Origin of the sequence: Moorena sp. SIO1F2, from assembly GCF_010672755.1 — a bacterium.
GTDB lineage: Bacteria > Cyanobacteriota > Cyanobacteriia > Cyanobacteriales > Coleofasciculaceae > Moorena.
Genome location: NZ_JAAHFV010000111.1, coordinates 1 through 17,583 on the forward strand (window position 1 = coordinate 1; position 17,583 = coordinate 17,583).

The window sequence follows — 17,583 nt, forward strand, 5'->3', positions numbered from 1 at the left end:
TTTACTCTAACGTCTACTTCCCCCACTGGTACTGTCTCCAGTTCAATAACAACTTCACTATCTTGTTCCTTTACATTCCATTGCACAGAATCTTCAGTGCTTTTAATCAGTTCTTCTTGGTTGTAGATTTTGAAGTATAGATCTGGTTGTCGGTCTAAAAATACTTCTCGGAAGTAGGACTCATTGAAGGACAGTTGGAAAGTACCATCAGATTTGGTCACCTCACTGCCAAGTAGATCATCAATTATGAGATCCTTATCCCATGCTTCGACACGTAAACCAGCAACCCCCTGATGATTTGTCCGTCTAATTACACGACCAGAAATGCGAAATGTTTGATTTGACATATTATTTCTCCTTTGAAATAGGTTTCTAAAATCCTTTCGTTCTATTGCTATTGAACTTTGGACAACATTTAACTTTTGGTTGACTGAAAAATCTGGCTTTGTAGGTAGGGTTGAACATAGTGAAACCCAAAGCTGGCAATGGTTTTGTTAGGTTTCGCTACCGCTCAACCGCTCCTTACGTAAAATCAAGGGTTTTAGGAGTTTTGTCAGTCAATCAGCATTTAACTTTATGGCGTTGCTGAATTTAAGTATGAATGCGTGATCGTCTGGTTTTGGTAAAGCCCCCGTTGATTCCCATCTGCAAAAAAGCGATGCAGCGCGGTCTTGGGGGAAACCCCCACTCGCCCTTTGCATCAAGACAGCGAAGCATCCGCGCTCTTCCCCCCAGTATTGGGTAGGGCTGTTTCATTCTCAGGAATAAATTGTCCAGTCAATCAGGTGAAAGGGACGTGGGGTGCTGGGGAGAGGGTTTTTTTCAGGTTAAAAATACCTTTTTATTAATAAAAATTCCCCGACGGTGCGCTTTCCGTTGCCGAATTAAATTCGCCACGGGTCGCACCGCTATCTCCCTATCTCCCTATCTCCCCACCTCCCAAGCAATTACATTTGAGTCCGACTTTGAAACAGCCCTGCCAGTATTGGGGGGTTAGGGGGGCGGGGGACTTTGATAGTTTTGTTCTCCCCAAATTTGGAGGGCTAGGGGGGCAAAATCATACCCAGAATTAGCAATGCCAACTTTCTACCAATATCTATTGGATTAACGCACCCTACTGGACTTCATCTGTTGGTTAGAGGGTTGATGGGATTCACAATGACTCCTATGATCAACGCTGTATCGGAGGTCGAGGTTCCACTGAAGGTGTTTGTTGCCGAGTTCGCTCTCCAGCCTGAAGTCGTACTTCCGCCACCACCACCAAATTGGAAAGGACCGATCCTCACTCCCCCCGATACATTCCACTTTTCGAGAAATTTTGTGAAGGAGGACGAGCTCACTTGGATCTCGAAGCTCGGCTTGTAACAGACTATCATGCCTACCTTCTGCAAGGACATGATACCGTTTTTGCCCCAGACGGCCTTGCCGGTATTGCCGCGAGGTGAAAAGCCACGGGTGAAGGGACCTTCTTCTATAGAAGACACAAAAGCACCATTATACCAGCGACCTGCAGCGATTGTGATCTGATCCCACGCCTCGAATTCGACAGTTACCTCAAGTTTGTTATCCGACACGAACTCATCTATTCGCTGCCAACTTCCTCCCACGTTCACTGACCAGAAAAATTTAGAAACCGAGGCGCTGCCGCCTGCCCAGGTGTCCTTATAGTCGTAAGTACTGTCATTGTTAGAGAAGCTTAGGGTACCACTGCTCCCCCCTGTGCCTGACTGCACCTTATTGACCCACGTCGTCGCGTCCATTGAAATCGAATACGAGGGGACAGACGGGAATGTGTCCAGCGAGGGATCCTGGAACTTCGTGTAATACTCCTCATTACGATACCTTTCTTGCGCGTTATAAAGCCCAGGTGTTTCCGTCTGACGGAGGAACTGATTCAGCACTTTCTGGACTGCTTCTACTTCCGTCCATGCCGACTCTAGATTAGCAGACCAGCTTTTCCCACTGGACGACCCCTGCCACTCCGTAAACGTGGGGATATTGGTACTGCCAGTTTCGATCGCATAGGCTTGTTGCGCCTGTTTTAATATTGTGTTGTAATTGTTGGTTGCGAGGTTCAGCGTGTTCCTCGCGGTGTTGATATCTGCCTTTAGCTTCGGATCGGAGGTTTCCGCACTCACAACATTGAGCATCTGCTGGTAAGCGTCATCAAAGGTGGTACCGGACGACACGTATTGCCCTGTGGCACTCCATTGCGGTACGGACGAAATGAAATCCCACTGCGCTGAAGAGGTGTAACCATTCAGGGAGACCGGCCAGTCCCAGGTCATGAAGGGGTATATGAGCTGGAAATTCTGAGGGTCTGCTCCGATCCCATCGATGATCGCCTTATACATCAGGCTCCAAGCCTTATCGTTATCATCGACTGTCGATGGCGTAACCAGGGGGTACTCGACGGTGGTCGCTAGAGGATCGCAGGTTGTTTTAATCAAAGGGAGGTCGCTGTAACTCGTTGTTTTTTGCATGCTTGATGATCTCCTTAATACTTATTGTCATTGGACTTTGGACAACATTTAACTTTCTGTCTTCAGTCTCTACACTCTTAAGACGATTTCAGAGAGCTATTTCTGAATTTTTTGAGTTAGAGGCTTTTTTTTTTAATCGGATAAAGGCAGTAGGGTGTTTTTTATGGCAAGGCAGATTTCTGGGTATGATTTTGCCCCCCTAACCCCCCAAATTTTGTAATTTGAGGGATCAACGGGGGCTTTACCAAAACCAGACGATCGCACATTCATACTTCAATTCAGCAACGCCCTTTAGAGCAACAAAGGTTGGCAAAAGCACAAGCCCAGGAAGCTTTAGAGCTTGAACGAAGTCGTATGAAAGCCTTGCGGTCGCAATTAAAAGCGAAAGGGATAAATCCAGAGGATTTTGAACTATAATCTAAGTTATCAGCTATCAGCTATCAGCTATCAGCTATCAGCTATCAGCTATCAGCTATCAGCTATCAGCTATCAGTTATTAGCTATCAGCTATCAGCTATCAGCTATCAGCTATCAGCTATCAGCTATCAGCTATCAGCTATCAGCTTATGGGTTACCTCACAGCGTCGTTCGCACAGCGTGGCCAAAAGCCAAAGCCTGTGCTACTGCTGACCACTGACCACTGACGGCTGACGGCTGACAGCTGACCGCTAATCAAGAAATAACTTGATGTAAACTAACCCCATCCTGAGAATTAAGCAATAACAATTGAGCCGGTAGAGCCTGTTTAGTCTCACTATTCCAGATAGCTAAACGCGCTTCTAAAGATGACTTCAGCTCCTGAGTAGTTCCAGTTAAATATAGTGCTTCTAAATTAACCGCTTGTACCCCATCAACGGCCTGAATTAATGCTGTTACTTCTGCCGCTGTTACCCCTTGACCAAAGGTACGCTGTTCAAAGGCAAAAGCAGACACTAATAGTGTTTTAACCTCAGATAAAACCAGATCGCTGCGATAACGAGAATCCACCCATATCCCTGCTTGAAGATTAAAGTAAAGGGCTTCATAACTATCAATTTCAACCTTAGACGCTACCGCCAGACGGCGCTGCTGAGCTGGGTCACGAGCAGCATTAATTCCATTGACCAGATTAGTATATAATATAGAATCAGGGCTGACTTGATTGCCATTACGGTCTGCAATGGTAAGGTGAATCAAGGGTAAGTTTTGCCCAATCTCTAAAGTAGCTACCTTGGCTTTACCAATACCAGCAAAGCTACGGGTAAATGTCTCAAAATCTTGCACTGAGACAATGCGCTCCATGGGCAAAATATTGACAGGAGCTTGAGACCGAGCTTGGTCACGGGTTTCTGGAGAAGCTGCTCCGATGGCGGTTAGGGGATTAGTAACATCTACAATTCCCAAGGGTCTGGTTTGCAGAACAGTAAGACTCCCAGCCCCTACTTCCCCATCCAAGCCGATACCACTGCGATAGGTGGCGGTAATATTTTCATCTCCTGTGGGTAGACGAGCACCGCTTTGTCCATCCCCAAAGGTAATGTTAGTGTTGCCATTATCATCAATACGGACAATGTAGGCTTGGCGGCGGTCATCTAAACCATAAAGCGATCGCACTTCTTCCCACACTATATTATTGACCCTTACCTCCAAAGTGGTTTCACTACCGCTAGAGCTAGCAGCAGAAATGTAGGTTAAGGGAGGCTTCTGGAGTACAAACTTCTGATTTCCTAAGGTACCATCACCACTACCAAGCACTTCATCCACCACTGTTTCACCATGAGTAGCCTGAGCAACATTAGCATTAATGGTTACTGTGGTGCGGTCGTAACGGTTTTGGAGTGACTGAGTCAGGGTGAGAGTAGAGCGTTGTTGGTTGCTAGAGATAGAGCTAGAGATAGATTTAATCACAACTACCTCATTAATAGTTTCCTCATCGACCGTAGTGGTTTGAGTAATTTGACTTAGATCCTTCTTACCACTGACAACAAGTGTTTTTCCGGTCTCTAGCCCTTCTATCAATTGCTCCAACTCAATTTGATCACCTTCAAGGGGAAGATTTTCTTGAATTGCTGGCTCAAACAGCGCTAACTGTTCACTTTGAGCGAAAACCACTGTTTCACGGAAGCGCTCTGAACCAAACTCGGCCAGATTCTGATTTGAATCCAACTCAAGGCGAGTGATTTTTCCACTCTGTAGGAAATCATCCCGTGCTACAGTAGTTACCTGATTAATTTTGTATAGTTGTTTGCGGCTTGAGTGCATCAGCACTATCCAACTGCTTACTAATATATTGGAGTAAGTAGCATCAAGGTCAATATGGTTGTTTTGAATAGTAAAACCAGGCCATTCTGTTGCCACTAAGCCAGTAAATTTGGAGCCAGCTATAATAGTGTTGTTTTGATAGGGTACCATACACCGAATATCATTACTGGTGAAGCCCGAATTGATCAGCATCCAGTTATTCTCAGGAATTTGGGGTTCCTCGTAGCGAAATACACCCCTGTTTGTGGCTGCAAACAGATAGTGGGGATTATTACTAGTATCAGCAACTAGGGAATAGATTACGGTATCGATTACTTCTATTTCCCCTACTGTTTTAGTAGGCAAACCTGTATTAACGGATTGCCAGTTATTCCGATCATTATTGAAGCGAAACACCCCTTGGTTTGTGCCAGCAAATAGGTAAGTGGTGCCATCGCGCTCATAGGTAACCAAGGAATAGACTACTGTATTAATAACTTCTGTTGTTCTTTCCCCTGTGGTTATTGTGAGAGTAGGCAAGTTTGTATTCACTACTTCCCAGCTATCCCCATTATTAGTGGAGCGAAACACGCCCTGGTCTGTGCCAGCAAACAGGTAATTTACATTATTGATTAGGGCAGTGATTAGGGAATAGACAACAGTACTAGTTAAGCCAGTATTGGTATCCGTATTTGGCAAACCGGTATTCACCGGTATCCAGCTTTTGCCGCCATCTCTAGAGCGAAAGACTCCATCTTCAGTTCCGGCCAGGATAGTTTGTTCAGAGAAAGACGATTCGGAAGAGGAAGAGTAATAGGAAGAGTAAGTAAATAGCGATCGCACAACCGTATTGGGCAAGCTGGTATTCACAGGAGTCCAACTTTCCGAACCCTCTGCTGTTGCGGGAATGTGATGTTCAACAATAGTCAGAGACCCAGTCCCAATGGTTACCCAGCTTTCCCCGCCATCAGTGGAGCGAAACACATTACCACCAGTGGCTCCAGCAAACAGATGGCCTTGAGAGTTAATCGTCAGGGCATGAATATCAGTATTGGTCAATCCTTGGTTAATGGGAATCCATTCCTGACCACCATCGGTAGAGTAAAAAATACCCTTATGAGTGCCAGCAAAAACCGCATCTTGCCAGGTAGCCAAAGCTCGGATATCAGCATTTTTCAATAGACCTGTAGACACGGAATTCCAATTGTTTCCGCGATCGGTAGAGTAAAAAACACCACCTGCGATCGCACTATACTTACGCTTGGTATCATCTGGTAACTCTTTCCAATCGGGAGCATTGCTACCAAATAGGTTAATTTGCTGTCGAAAGGCAAAGACTTGGGGGGATTCGATGCTGGGTTGGTCTGGTGCTGGGGAGCAAGTAACTTTGGTGTAACCGTCTTGAGTATTGGGTTCAACGGTTTGTAAGGTCAGAAAATGACTTTGATTGGATGCTGCTGCAGACGGGTCGATCAGTATCAGTAAATTACCAGGTTGGAGTTGGGTATTGATGCCTTCTAGGAATAGTTCGGTAGTGTTACCACTAATTGACTGGGTTTGTTTGACCAAAGGTCGATAAGGTGTCAGGGCATTCCATTGTGCTCTGGCTTCAATCTCCTCAATCGTTTCAAAGGTCTGAGGTAGTTCCCCTTGTCCTGGAACACTTTGAACTTTGGTTCCTTTGGGAACTGTAGCAACACTAGTCGTACCAGGGGTATCGTCAACGGTGAAAGCTAGGAAAGTACTAGCCGCAACACCAGGATTGAGCTCGTAGCCGATAGTGCGAGTTAATTCCAGAACCGACAGCCGTTCAGTGGCTGTGTTGAGATACCCTTCATTAGCAATCCGTTCTTGGTAGAAGCTAAGTACATCAACAACAGTAGCTAAGCTATCCAGAAATGCGATCGCAGGGTCATCTCGGTGACTGGTATTGAGAGTAGCCAGAGGTCGGTTACCTTGGTCTGAGTCATTTGGGGAAGCTGTTTCAGTACGCAGACCGGCTAGCATCCGTTGGAAGCTGGTGCCATGGGTGCTAACTCGATAGGCTAATGTGGTTAGGCCAGGGGAATTGTAGTGGGATGTCATATTTATACGGAAGGGAATAGGGAACAGGGAATAGGGAATAGGGAATAGGGAGTAGGGAGTAGGGAGTAGGGAATAGGGAATAGGGAATTGGGCAGTTGGGATTCAAACTGAGTTATTGATTATTGCCAATAAAGCAGTAGATTGTATCTTTTTTGTGCAATGTTACTAATCAAATTATCGCCAAATTGCTATCTCTAAACAACCCCTAATTTTGGTTAGCATATCCTTGTTTTTACTTATCATTATTTACAGGATGCTAATCGCTCTATAGTTTGATTTTTCCAGGATAATCTAGCTAGATTATGGGGTAAATTTAAAGGTAAAACCTGTTTATTTCCCGTCGTTAATTAACAGGTTTAAATTCCTACTTCCTACTTTAGGTATCCTAAATCAATTGTGATAACTTTTGATCGGAAATTCCCTACTCCCTACTCCCTACTCCCTACTCCCTCCGATTACAAACCGCCTTGTAAATAAAACTGACTTCTGCCATTTTCAGGAGTATCGGGGTTATTATCCAAACGAGCAACAGCTAATGGCTCAATCAAGATTTGACCTGCTGCCAATTCCCCTCGATCCGGTTGTCCCCACTCACGGAAGCGCGTTGGCTCAACCCAGTCAACCCCAGGCACTTCCATGGCTTGGTTAACAATTTGGCTAAGATAGACCGGTTGACCGAAGGTAAAATTGTCAGGATGGAAGAAACCCCGTTGACCGACCGCTAAGTCTGTGTTGCTGAAGGTTTCCATAAGCGATCGCTTCACACTGCTCTGGAAATAGTTAGGCAAGACATGTACTGTCAAAGCAATATCGAGATTAACAAAATAGGGAGCCTGGATTTCGATATCATGACCCATTAAGCGATAGGGAGCCATAAAAGCCAGTAGCTCTTCCCTAAATTGGGCATCAATCGGTCTACCACTATACCGATCCACAACAATAAATACGCTATACCAACTCCCTGTCCAACGCAACTGAGCTGCTGCTTTTTGCACTTCTGGATGACGCTGGATGGTAGTGGCATAGTCGGATTCGGTCACGCAGCGTTCAGGGGTTCGGAAGGCTTGGGGAGCGTATAACCGTGCTTGCTCAATCGGTTCCGGGTCAATTCCCCCTTGAGCTGCGATAGGATTCCTTACTCCAGTCACCTGTTTGACCAATTCCGCATAGGCATCACTAGTGACTGGTTCCAGATGAGCGATCGCATCAAGTCCCACATTACCCACCAAACCATTACCAATCCGGTAGCTGGTCATCAGCTGGGAATCTGGACTAGGTTGCTTGCCTTGAACACTATCACCAAAGCGCAGATAAGCAGTGCCATCACTCTCCATTTCCACCACAAAATCCGCCGCAAATCGGTCACTATTCAATAGGTCACGCTGCACCAACCAGGTTTCACCAGTATCCGATTGTAAACTGATCTGAGGCACTGCCGAACGGGGGTCTTGAACAACCGTTGTTGCCACCGCTTCGATAATGGCTTGCTGGTGGTTGTAAGGCACACTGTGGGTGAGACCAGTGCGAGACAACTTGGGACGATAACGACCAATGGTTGGGATAGTGGGCAGTATCTCTGTCCCCTCTTTAGGATAAGGCTCGCCATGGTCAGCCAAAACAATATTCCCCCGAGCCACCGTGATATCTGTGATTGGGCCAGTGCTACTCAGAGTTGCTAGCCATAGTTGGTAAGGCAGAGCATCCTGGGGGTGCCATTCAATCTCAGTAATATCTACTGGCTGATCAGTTGGGGGATGATGAAATTGACCACCAAGGGGGTCTTCTGTGGGAGTTACCTTAGTTAACCGTACTGGATGACGGTTTTGGGGGTTAGCCCCAGCCCTTAAACCAGTGTTTGGGTCTCTTACCTCTTCAAAGATCAACACATCCCCTGGTTTCAAGGTCAGATGTCCAATTAATGTTGCTTTGGTCTCTTGCTTCGACAGAAACCATTCCCTTGCTCCCCAGGTATAAAATTTAATCTCATTGTGGGCAGCAAACAGTTCCTGGGAATGTAGGGTTTGAAAGGTTTTTGCCCCTTGAGCCAAGACCTCACTCTTAGCAGAGGAATCAGGATCAATTACCGACCCTTGACCAGAAACATGGGTTAGTAGAAGAGTTCCTTGTTCTAGAAGAGTTCCAATGTCTCCAAGAGTTCCGTTTTCTAGCAGCCCCTCATTAACATTTACTGCTACCTGCACCCAGACTCTAGCATTGCAGCCCTCGTGCAACACGTAATCTACCAGCCTGCCGTGGCGGCGTACAGACGTGCGGCGGCGAGCTGTACCAAGGTAGGCTTCAGTAGCTACAGCATCCTGATAGTAACTGAGGTAGTCAGCAGAGTAGGCCAATACTTCCACCAGCGCAATCCCTAAATCCGCAGGATTTCGCTCTAGCCATTGAGGCATCACTTCCGACAAGCGGTTGAGCATTAATTGCCGAAAGCTGCTATAGTCTTTAGCTAAGTAATCTATCTCCGGTACCGACAGGGTTTCTATCTCACTTGAGGATACTGGCTGGGGGTCAAAGGTAACTTGGTCTGGACGTTTGAAGGAAAAATTGACCCGCTCAAAAAACGGATCGAGGTTGCTAATATTAACCAGTTGTAGCGTATAGGTAGATAAATCACTAACCTGGGACTTAGTAGGAGCTTTGTATTCCACCAACAGCGTCAGCACATTCCCACTAGGTGGTTGGATTTCCAGGAGCCTAACATCAGTAGTTGTAACCGCCGTACCTCTAGTGATGCGAATATTTCTAGAGGTCAGGTTTGAGAGCACGTCCTGGGTTGCTTGTGTGGAAGCTGGTACAAAATGAAGCTTTAGCGCCCACTTATTCGGTTCATTCGGTGTCTGTTGTGATTCCACCTGAATGTAATCCAGCCCGATCTGTTTAGTTTGACGACTAAGAGCAATCCGGCGTTGGTGTCGGAACATGTGTTCAGCTGTTACCAAGTCTGTCATCATCACAAACCTCGCTCAAACTCAGTTACCTGACGCTGTTGATTACGCCGAATCACATACTGGACTGTGACTCGCAATTTAGTATCTTCACTTTCCACTTGCACCCTCTCGACTTGAATTAACTCCCCTAACCACTGCTGCAACGACCCTTGAACCAGAAACTGAACCGCAGTACTCAGTTCCTCACTATTCGGAGCAAAGACCAGCTGCATCAGACTGCAGCCCAAGGTAGGACGGTTGACCCGTTCTCCTGGGGACGTAAACAGTAATTGTTCCATCAGCTGAGGGATGTGTTCTTCAGAGGTAGCCTCTGCTGTCCGCCTCCGCCCATCGATTTGGAAAGGATAGCCTATCTCCATTGCTACATAGATAGCTCTGACCACAACTCATTCACTATAGCCTGCTCCCTACGTGAGTTGATCTGGCTTCCCAGGTTGGGTTGAGTTGGGTTATAACTAGTGAAACCCAACTCTGGCAATGGTTTGGTTGGGTTTTGTTACTGCTCCAGGGCTCTCTAGGGAAAATCAAGGATTTTGGGAGTTTTCTGGAAAACTATTGAAGCGGATACATTCACAAACTTAATCCTTTCTCGACTACTTTGCTGCTATTGGGGGCTTGAATTGTGTTCTACAGGGTACCTAAATCAATTGTGATAATTTTTGATGCCATATTCCCTACTCCCGATTCCCTACTCCCTACTCCCTACTCCCTCAGGACTTACGCAAGCACGCTATATATAGCGTGCTTGCGTAAGTCCTGAGTATGATATGATGGTGAGGGGGTAACAAGCAGGCTAAAAACGGGTTGGGGTAAGCTTTTGAGCCATGCTATTCCAAAAAAGATTGGGTTAATTGACAGGTTAATTAACGCCTCTATTTGCGTACGCAAAGTCTTGAAACCTAATTTTTTCGTTGGTCAAGTTTAATTGGGATGGCCATCCCTGGGGACATCTTCTCAAAGGTAACCCAACTGAAACCCTTACTACACGCTTGCAGGCGAATTTTCACCCCCTCAGGAAACGATGGCTTTTACAGAATTGCAATTATGGGCAATAGTCCGGACATGAACTGTGATAAAGTATTGGTGATGATAGTTTACCATAAAATTGATTAATATGATCAATTATTTCTCCCATGTAAGTGTTGTAAAGACTCACAATAAAGGAAAAGGGGTTTTCGCAGATAAAAAATTCGATGTAGGGGAAATTGTTTTAGTAGGTAAGCCAGTTGCAAAGTCGCCAGAAAGGACTTGGCAGACTTTGCAAATGGACATAAATACTCATGTGAGAATGGATGAGCCTTTTGAGCTTGTAAATCATTCCTGTGATCCTAATTGTGGAATTAAATTGAATGAGTTCAATGGATACAGTCTAGTGGCAATGAAAGAGATTATCCAAGGAGAAGAAGTGACTTTTGATTATTGTATGTCTGAATGGATTTCAATTGCTGTGCCTAATTGTAATTGTCAAAGCAATATCTGTAGAGGCTCTATTAATGGTGGTAAATTTTTATCCGATCAGATTTTGGAGAAGTATCGAGGTTTCTTGGCTCCCTATTATGCAAAATTATTAGAGAAATAGGCAATGCTATAGCGTTTGTATATGGGTGAGTAAGGTTTAATCGGAGATGGTTGCTTATCACTAAATTTCCGGACATGATATTACCAACTAGAACCCTTACCACACAAAGCTTGCAGGCGAATTGTCGCCCCTTCAGGATGCGTTCCCGTAGCGTGGCCCAAAGGCCAAGGTCAATGGCAAGACTATTCTATTAGTAGTCAACTGCTCTAAGACAGTATCGAAATAGTTGTTGATGACTTCGATTAGTGCGATGGGTAGCCAATTGCACTCTTCTATTAGTAGTCAATTTTTATAGGACAGTATCGGAATAGTTATTTATTACTGGGATTAGTTCGATGCTTACGCCATTCCAATTGGCTCTTATTAGTTAACTGCTGTAGGACAGTATCGGTATAGTTATTGATGACTGCGATAATAAATTCGATGCGATCGCTTTTAGCGGAAGCTGAGGCCTTTGGCCACGCGGGGCGCGTTCGCTTCATCGCGAAGCGTGACCATTCGCGTAGCGTGGCCCAAAAGCCAATCGATTAGTGCCTAATAGCAAGAGGATTGATTGAGGTAGGGTTTACCGTCAACCAAACAACCTTCAACCAAACAACCTTCAACCACACAACCTTCAACCACACAACCTTCAACCAAACAACTTTGGCCTATTGGCCACGCTTCGCGAACAACCAAACCAACACAAATCACATTCCCTTGACCCGACCTGGCATCGGTATCACAGTAACTGGAGTACCCGTAGGTACACAAGTTGCCTGAGAATCTTGCAACAGCACTGGCATTCCCATCACCTTGACTCGCACTGAACCAGTAATCCAGGATGCGATCAAGCAAGGACCAACATTGGCCGGTGGAGGAGGATTAGCACAACCAGCCACCACATAGGTGGGAGCTTGGGTAAGCACTGGTTGACCCATTATTTTGACCCGGGGATTGGGAACCATCGGTTGGACTTGTCCGCCATGAGCACACAAGATTTTGTTAGCAAGAGATAACACAAAACCAGGCATTAAATCACCTCCAACGCGCCATTATTAATATTCACGCTAGCAGGTGAAAGTTTAACATTAGCAGCACCATTACTCAGTTCAATTCCCGAAGGAGCTAGCTTTACTGTTGCTGGAGAGTTACTAAGTTCGATTCCTGATGAGGATAGTTTGGCCGCTGCTGGAGAGTTATTAATCTCTACCCCTGATGAGGATAGTTTGATCACTGCTGGACTTTTACTTAATTGAATACTATCTTTGGCTAACTTACCAGTAGAGGAGCTATTTTTTAAATCAATACTGTCTTTAGTTAGCTTAATTTCCACCGCATCTTCTTTGATTTGAATATTATCAACAGCCAGGGTAACCGTAGACGCATCATTGCTTAACTCAATGGTTTCTGCTGTTAACTTCGCGATGGTTTTGCTATTGTTATTAATTTCAATTCCGTTATCATCAAACACTAAAGTCAGCGGATTAGATACCACTGGTTTAGCCACTTCAATGGTCAACCCTTTGGTAGTCCCAAAATTACTGAGAGTGAAGGTAATTCCATCAGTTTTAAAGACTTGCACTTTCTCTGGGTCAAGCACTTTCGCATTTGCCGGTAGCTCACCTTTGCCCCAGAAGCAACCAGTCCAAATCGGGTAATCGGGATCGCCTCCTTCAAATTCCACCCAGACATTTGCTCCCACTGGCGGAATCGCAAAAAAGCCGACATCAGCTCCAGCATAGGGAACACAGGGCATTGCCCAGCTTTGGCGACCGTCCCCTAATACTGCTGGTACACTCACCTGTATCCGACCAAGGTACATCAGGTCTTTATTCCCAGTCACTGTGCCACGATACTTGCCAAAAAATTCTTTCATGGTCTTACTGCTAACGTTGTCGAACCCAATCCTTCACGGGTGAGGACGAATTGCTGCTTATATTGTCCCGTGTGGAGCTGATGAGTCACACTTTTAACATAATAAAACCCATCATACTGGTTGCCTACCCCTCGCACACCCACAAGAGCACCAGCTTTCAGGATACCGTTGTACTCTACAGCATTCAAGGTTCCTTCCGCTACCACTACGTCATCTAAGGATGTATCGGTTATCCCTTGAGCAAACGCCTTAGCTTGAGATTCACTTAACCCCTCGATGGATTTGGGAACCACTGTCCGAACTTGAGACTGTTTCAATGCTGAGCTTTGAGCTAGGGGGAAAAGCTTACTAGAGGAAATATCTAGGGATTTGACTTTGTTGGTATCCCGGTCTTGCACTTGTCCAGACACGGTAGTAGCGGCAAGGGCATTGTACTCGAAACTGATTGATTCCACATTAGTATTCGAGCCCATATTCACGGAAAGGGCAGACTGGGGTAATCCCAAGCGTTTCGGCGGTCCCCAATAGGCCGTGTTAGTTCCAGGTGCCGGTCCTGGAGTAATGTAGAAGACATAGCCATGACGCCGTGCCATTTTCAGAAGGTAGTCCAAGTCAGTGCCATGCTGAACAGGGATGCGCTCCGTCGGTAAGGGAGGTTTGTCGGTCAGTGGCGGAATGACTTGGGGGATAAGACCATATTTGGCATAGCTAGCGATAATTTTATTAGCAATTATCGTTTCGTTCTGGGCTGGGTGCTCAACAATCTTTTCTTCTAAGTCCATCATCACGCTGACATCTTCCCCAGTCACCACGATGCTAGATTCCCCAGGATTATTACTGGGCAAGAGCTGCTGGTGAGTAATCACGCCATCCATCAACACCTGAGGCTTACCGTTGAAGATGACCACCAGAATTACTCGGTTGAAGGGTTTGAGCTCTCCACTCTTTAGCACAGGATAATCCCGCTCTACCAAACTCGCACTGCGACCAGCTCGAAAGCGCAGTTGAAAGCCAGAACGCTCTTGGGCAGAATGGGTAACTTCAACGTTAGCTAGGGATTCGATTAGCACCGAAGACGCTGGCTTCGGCACTGTTGAACCAATTAGTACCGTGAGTTGAATGCCTAATTTTACCATTGTACATTGGGTGAGGTACTTTCGTCTTTGGTTTTAGGGAGTAGGGAGTAGGGAGTCGGGAGTCGGGAGTCGGGAATAGGGAACAGGGAATAGGGAGTCGGGAGTCGGGAGTCGGGAGTCGGGAGTCGGGAGTCGGGAGTCGGGAGTCGGGAGTCGGGAGTCGGGAATAGGGAATAGGGAATAGGGAGTAGGGAGTAGGGAGTAGGGAACAGGGAACAGGGACATCTCCCCATCTCCCCATCTCCCCATCTCCCCATCTCCCCATCTCCCCATCTCCCTATCTCCCCATCTCCCCATCTTCCCACACTTCCCACACTTCCCTCTCTGTCGGTATTTTCTACAACTGCGGCTGGGGAACTCTTAAGACTTTGCCTGGTTCTGCGGTGAGGTCAAAGGGATTCATGGTATTGTTGGCATCGCACACTTGCCAAAACTGTTCTGGATCACCGAGATTGCTGTCAGTAATCAGATCTAAGCGATCGCCTTCTGTAACCGTGACTTCTACAAGTAAGGACAAGGTTTCCCCCTGAGGTAGAAAGCGCCGACGCTTGTAGGAAATTACTCGATTATCTGAGCTGGTGAAGGTGGCTGTTTCTAGATTGTAGTAACGGCTAGTGGCTTGGAACATAGCTTCAAAACTTCCAATTTAAATGCATAATAGCTTAACATTTCTCTATGGATTGAAAAAAATACAGTTTTTTACATAACCCAGTCGTTTTGTCAAGTAGTTTAGAGCTGATTTATAAAGTAAACCTTAAGAATACTCAAGCCCTTGAGGCGATAACAAGATTATTTGACAATAATCAAGGTCGTGGTGTTTAATTAAATGCGTAATGTCCCTTAGGAAAGCGGAAATGAAGATAAAAACTGAAGAATTTGTGGCTTTATTGGTTGGAATTTTGGGTGCGATGCCTCCAGAGGGAGATTTCTGCAAGATAGTGAAGAGCCTAGCCGTCACCGACGCTTGGGCAGACTTTATGGATGCCAATTACTCAATAGATGGTGATTGGCAACAAGATATGGGTAAGCTAATTGGAGAATTAAAGGATAAATTTGGAGATGAGATAGACATCGACGAAGTAATTGCTGAATGGAAAAAACAGGCAGCATAAATTGCCGGGAGCAGGTCAAAGTTGCAGAACAACATATAAACTCTATACTATCAGAGCAAGCTAAAACCAATGAGGGGGCTATAGCTTTACTAAAAATGCTCTGCATAAGTGACCTGCTCCCATTCCGATTCTCTATTGCTGTGGGAAAATCTTAATGTCTACATCATCAGGGCCACCGTTGGCAAAAATGACCTTTGAAGATGGATGCTCACAGGTTGGATAGATATAATCTCTAGGTTCTAATTTATAAGCACCGCAGCCATGAAAAACAAAAACGGTTGATCCCTCATCACCTTTGTCTACGAGATCGAAATCAAGTGGGCGATCTTGAATAACATTTATTTCCTTAGAGTCTTCAGCTTTTACGGTAAACCAACCGTATTCATAAACAACCTCTACCTCTTGAGGGGAGACATCTTGAGCATAAGCATGACCAACTTGTAAACTCAAGACCGCGACCAGGGCAAACACTATTGCCAACATGGCTTGCATAATACGTTTCATTTGTCTTTCCTTTTCCGTAATTGTCAGTTGTATTCGACAGTACTTAGGTTTGTTTATCAGTCTATTAATCGAGACTGATTTAACCGGTATTCGGTAAAAACTAATCCTACTAAGTGATTCAGTGACTTGGCTCCCATTGACTGGTTGCTTTCCCATTCTACACGGCAAAAGTATCAGCTGACCTGGGAGCCACTGTTAACTAGAGGTGGATTGGTTTTCCCTTTAGTAGGTTACTCCTAACTTGCCGGAGTGTCAACAAACTATGAAGTATTTTAAACTCTACTAAATTAATAAAAAATCTGACTCCTGATCTCCCCACATCTCCCACAGTCGATGAATTTTGATAGTCTCAAAGCAATGGAATACTTCCTGCCACTCCCTTAGCAATACTGCTGACATTCTTAAGACTTTCCATGGTTGCCATCAGTTCTTTGCTAACTTGGTGAGCCATAAACAGAGCACCACCGAGGCTAGCCAGCTTCAGATCCTTGTAGCTGAGGACTTCTAGAGTAAGGTCAACATCAGCCCGAATCGGGTTAAGATTAACATCGTAAGCCAGTTCTTCAATATCCATACGATCTACCCGAACCGGTAGAATCCGATTACCCCCCCAGATAAATAGAGTTAGAGGAGCTTCCATCGCCACAATTTCCATAGTTCCCGCTTTCGACATAGCGCTATTGGTCAAGACTGACAAGGTTTTGGGATACATTAGCATTTCCAGAGTTGCGATTTGGGGATGAATGCCCAAGGTAACCGCCATGGTATCCGCCTGCTCTAACCGGTCAGTGGCATCGATGGCCATTTTTAGACTAATGCTCTCTTTCGGAGGACCACTGATTCGTTTCGCTTCAGTCGGGTCTAGGTCAGATTTACCCTGTGCAGACAAATCCGCTCCTGCTGTCCGGGGCGTAAGCGATCGCGTCATGGTCTCGGGATTGTACTGGAAAAGAATCACACTAGCTAGGGGATTAGCAGGGTCTAGAGCGACTATTGCCCCTCTCAACAAACGAGGGGAAAGGGGAGATGTAGCCATGAAATCTTTTTGGTTAATAAACTGCTGATATCAAGTCTGTTTGAATACTTATTCTTGAGCTAACTCATCAATTGTTAATTGTTAATTCTTAATTGTCAATGGTTAAAGTGAATATAGCAAGGGAGCAGGGAGCAGGGAGCAGGGAGCAGGGAAGAGAGAAGAGGGAACAGGGAATAGGGAACAGGGAATAGGGAATAGGGAATAGGGAATAGGGAATAGGGAATAGCAATGCGCTGCATCAAGAGGTGCGACCCGTGGGTAATTTAATTCTTAATGGTAAGAGCGCACCTAACTTCGACTTACTCGTAGATGTTTCATTCCGCCATACCTCTATAAATAGCCTGAGCAATTTCCTTACCCATGTCTGTGGAATTGTGGGTTTTAGTTAAGTTTAAATTCACTGGTACAGTAGGAATATTGGTAGTATCTTGCCAATTTCGAGGTAGTCCCTTCACCTTAAGCAAACGGGATAATTCGGCTTCCACCGCTGTTTGTAAGCGTACCCGATCTAGTCTATTCAAGTCAATTCCTTCTAAGCTATTGGTTCCTTGATGCAGGGGTTTGACCAAACCTTAGCCTCCCTATTTGCCGGGACAGAGTTTGGTGT

At 45.5% G+C, this 17,583-nt stretch carries 19 protein-coding genes and 1 pseudogene; 5 read left to right on the plus strand and 15 right to left on the minus strand.

Annotated elements, in window-relative coordinates; all coding sequences use genetic code 11:
• Window positions 1-347: pseudogene (locus F6J94_RS15105) on the minus strand (hypothetical protein); the annotation flags it as partial.
• Between the two features lie 449 nt (window positions 348-796).
• On the opposite strand from F6J94_RS15105, the gene F6J94_RS15110 reads away from it, so the two are divergent.
• Window positions 797-997: a hypothetical protein gene (locus F6J94_RS15110; RefSeq protein WP_293041526.1), complete on the plus strand. Its 201-nt coding sequence runs from the start codon at window positions 797-799 to the stop codon at window positions 995-997.
• Window positions 998-1,124: 127 nt separating this feature from the next.
• Here F6J94_RS15110 and F6J94_RS15115 read toward each other — a convergent pair whose 3' ends face one another.
• A complete protein-coding gene (locus F6J94_RS15115; protein WP_293041529.1) occupies window positions 1,125-2,483 on the minus strand; it encodes a hypothetical protein in 1,359 nt (452 codons plus the stop codon).
• 406 nt (window positions 2,484-2,889) lie between these two features.
• Here F6J94_RS15115 and F6J94_RS15120 point away from each other — a divergent pair, with 406 nt between their 5' ends.
• Entirely contained in the window at window positions 2,890-3,120 is a 231-nt protein-coding gene (locus F6J94_RS15120; RefSeq protein WP_293041532.1) for a hypothetical protein, read from the plus strand.
• 35 nt (window positions 3,121-3,155) lie between these two features.
• Here the strand turns inward: F6J94_RS15120 and F6J94_RS15125 are convergent, their stop codons facing one another.
• The 4 genes from F6J94_RS15125 to F6J94_RS15140 form a co-directional block, all read right to left on the minus strand.
• Window positions 3,156-6,788, minus strand: coding sequence for a putative baseplate assembly protein (locus F6J94_RS15125; RefSeq protein ID WP_293041535.1), 3,633 nt, complete (start codon window positions 6,786-6,788; stop codon window positions 3,156-3,158).
• Complete coding sequence (locus tag F6J94_RS15130; protein WP_293020737.1) at window positions 6,736-6,894, minus strand: hypothetical protein; 159 nt, start codon at window positions 6,892-6,894, stop codon at window positions 6,736-6,738. Before F6J94_RS15130 ends, F6J94_RS15125 begins: the two co-directional genes overlap by 53 nt.
• A 349-nt stretch (window positions 6,895-7,243) precedes the next feature.
• On the minus strand, window positions 7,244-9,754 hold the full coding sequence (locus tag F6J94_RS15135) for a putative baseplate assembly protein (RefSeq protein ID WP_293041538.1): 2,511 nt from the start codon (window positions 9,752-9,754) through the stop codon (window positions 7,244-7,246).
• On the minus strand, window positions 9,754-10,134 hold the full coding sequence (locus F6J94_RS15140) for a GPW/gp25 family protein (protein WP_293020735.1): 381 nt from the start codon (window positions 10,132-10,134) through the stop codon (window positions 9,754-9,756). The genes F6J94_RS15135 and F6J94_RS15140 overlap by 1 nt, the downstream gene beginning before the upstream one ends.
• A gap of 731 nt (window positions 10,135-10,865) precedes the next feature.
• On the opposite strand from F6J94_RS15140, the gene F6J94_RS15145 reads away from it, so the two are divergent.
• A complete protein-coding gene (locus F6J94_RS15145) occupies window positions 10,866-11,330 on the plus strand; it encodes an SET domain-containing methyltransferase (RefSeq protein ID WP_293020733.1) in 465 nt (154 codons plus the stop codon).
• A 402-nt stretch (window positions 11,331-11,732) separates the two neighbouring features.
• Window positions 11,733-11,861 carry a hypothetical protein gene (locus F6J94_RS15150; protein ID WP_293041541.1) on the plus strand — a complete coding sequence of 43 codons (129 nt, stop codon included), beginning with the start codon at window positions 11,733-11,735 and terminating at the stop codon, window positions 11,859-11,861.
• 158 nt (window positions 11,862-12,019) lie between these two features.
• Here F6J94_RS15150 and F6J94_RS15155 read toward each other — a convergent pair whose 3' ends face one another.
• From F6J94_RS15155 to F6J94_RS15175, 5 genes are all read right to left on the minus strand, one after another.
• Window positions 12,020-12,343: a hypothetical protein gene (locus F6J94_RS15155; RefSeq protein ID WP_293020727.1), complete on the minus strand. Its 324-nt coding sequence runs from the start codon at window positions 12,341-12,343 to the stop codon at window positions 12,020-12,022.
• The gene (locus F6J94_RS15160) at window positions 12,343-13,188 is read right to left on the minus strand and encodes a phage baseplate assembly protein V (protein WP_293020726.1); all 846 of its coding nucleotides are present in this window, start codon (window positions 13,186-13,188) and stop codon (window positions 12,343-12,345) included. The genes F6J94_RS15155 and F6J94_RS15160 overlap by 1 nt, the downstream gene beginning before the upstream one ends.
• Complete coding sequence (locus tag F6J94_RS15165) at window positions 13,185-14,279, minus strand: hypothetical protein (RefSeq protein WP_293041544.1); 1,095 nt, start codon at window positions 14,277-14,279, stop codon at window positions 13,185-13,187. Before F6J94_RS15165 ends, F6J94_RS15160 begins: the two co-directional genes overlap by 4 nt.
• A complete protein-coding gene (locus F6J94_RS15170; protein WP_293041548.1) occupies window positions 14,236-14,565 on the minus strand; it encodes a hypothetical protein in 330 nt (109 codons plus the stop codon). Before F6J94_RS15170 ends, F6J94_RS15165 begins: the two co-directional genes overlap by 44 nt.
• A gap of 96 nt (window positions 14,566-14,661) precedes the next feature.
• The gene (locus F6J94_RS15175; protein WP_293020722.1) at window positions 14,662-14,952 is read right to left on the minus strand and encodes a hypothetical protein; all 291 of its coding nucleotides are present in this window, start codon (window positions 14,950-14,952) and stop codon (window positions 14,662-14,664) included.
• Window positions 14,953-15,178: 226 nt separating this feature from the next.
• On the opposite strand from F6J94_RS15175, the gene F6J94_RS15180 reads away from it, so the two are divergent.
• Window positions 15,179-15,436 carry a hypothetical protein gene (locus tag F6J94_RS15180; protein ID WP_293041551.1) on the plus strand — a complete coding sequence of 86 codons (258 nt, stop codon included), beginning with the start codon at window positions 15,179-15,181 and terminating at the stop codon, window positions 15,434-15,436.
• Between the two features lie 132 nt (window positions 15,437-15,568).
• Here F6J94_RS15180 and F6J94_RS15185 read toward each other — a convergent pair whose 3' ends face one another.
• From F6J94_RS15185 to F6J94_RS15200, 4 genes are all read right to left on the minus strand, one after another.
• Window positions 15,569-15,940 carry a hypothetical protein gene (locus F6J94_RS15185; protein ID WP_293041554.1) on the minus strand — a complete coding sequence of 124 codons (372 nt, stop codon included), beginning with the start codon at window positions 15,938-15,940 and terminating at the stop codon, window positions 15,569-15,571.
• Between the two features lie 349 nt (window positions 15,941-16,289).
• Window positions 16,290-16,976 carry a hypothetical protein gene (locus F6J94_RS15190; protein ID WP_293020720.1) on the minus strand — a complete coding sequence of 229 codons (687 nt, stop codon included), beginning with the start codon at window positions 16,974-16,976 and terminating at the stop codon, window positions 16,290-16,292.
• A 95-nt stretch (window positions 16,977-17,071) separates the two neighbouring features.
• Complete coding sequence (locus F6J94_RS15195; RefSeq protein WP_293020812.1) at window positions 17,072-17,218, minus strand: hypothetical protein; 147 nt, start codon at window positions 17,216-17,218, stop codon at window positions 17,072-17,074.
• 72 nt (window positions 17,219-17,290) lie between these two features.
• A complete protein-coding gene (locus F6J94_RS15200; protein WP_293041557.1) occupies window positions 17,291-17,545 on the minus strand; it encodes a hypothetical protein in 255 nt (84 codons plus the stop codon).
• Between the last annotated feature and the right edge of the window lie 38 nt (window positions 17,546-17,583).

Excerpts from the sequence above, each read along its gene's own strand:
- F6J94_RS15150 (WP_293041541.1), top strand. The coding sequence starts at position 11,733 with ATGACTGCGATAATAAATTCGATGCGATCGCTTTTAGCGGAAGCTGAG.
- F6J94_RS15180 (WP_293041551.1), top strand. The coding sequence starts at position 15,179 with ATGAAGATAAAAACTGAAGAATTTGTGGCTTTATTGGTTGGAATTTTG.
- F6J94_RS15170 (WP_293041548.1), bottom strand. The coding sequence starts at position 14,565 with ATGGGGAGATGGGGAGATGTCCCTGTTCCCTGTTCCCTACTCCCTACT.
- F6J94_RS15155 (WP_293020727.1), bottom strand. The coding sequence starts at position 12,343 with ATGCCTGGTTTTGTGTTATCTCTTGCTAACAAAATCTTGTGTGCTCAT.
- F6J94_RS15175 (WP_293020722.1), bottom strand. The coding sequence starts at position 14,952 with ATGTTCCAAGCCACTAGCCGTTACTACAATCTAGAAACAGCCACCTTC.
- F6J94_RS15135 (WP_293041538.1), bottom strand. The coding sequence starts at position 9,754 with ATGATGACAGACTTGGTAACAGCTGAACACATGTTCCGACACCAACGC.
- F6J94_RS15190 (WP_293020720.1), bottom strand. The coding sequence starts at position 16,976 with ATGGCTACATCTCCCCTTTCCCCTCGTTTGTTGAGAGGGGCAATAGTC.
- F6J94_RS15185 (WP_293041554.1), bottom strand. The coding sequence starts at position 15,940 with ATGAAACGTATTATGCAAGCCATGTTGGCAATAGTGTTTGCCCTGGTC.
- F6J94_RS15145 (WP_293020733.1), top strand. The coding sequence starts at position 10,866 with ATGATCAATTATTTCTCCCATGTAAGTGTTGTAAAGACTCACAATAAA.
- F6J94_RS15125 (WP_293041535.1), bottom strand. The coding sequence starts at position 6,788 with ATGACATCCCACTACAATTCCCCTGGCCTAACCACATTAGCCTATCGA.
- F6J94_RS15160 (WP_293020726.1), bottom strand. The coding sequence starts at position 13,188 with ATGAAAGAATTTTTTGGCAAGTATCGTGGCACAGTGACTGGGAATAAA.
- F6J94_RS15115 (WP_293041529.1), bottom strand. The coding sequence starts at position 2,483 with ATGCAAAAAACAACGAGTTACAGCGACCTCCCTTTGATTAAAACAACC.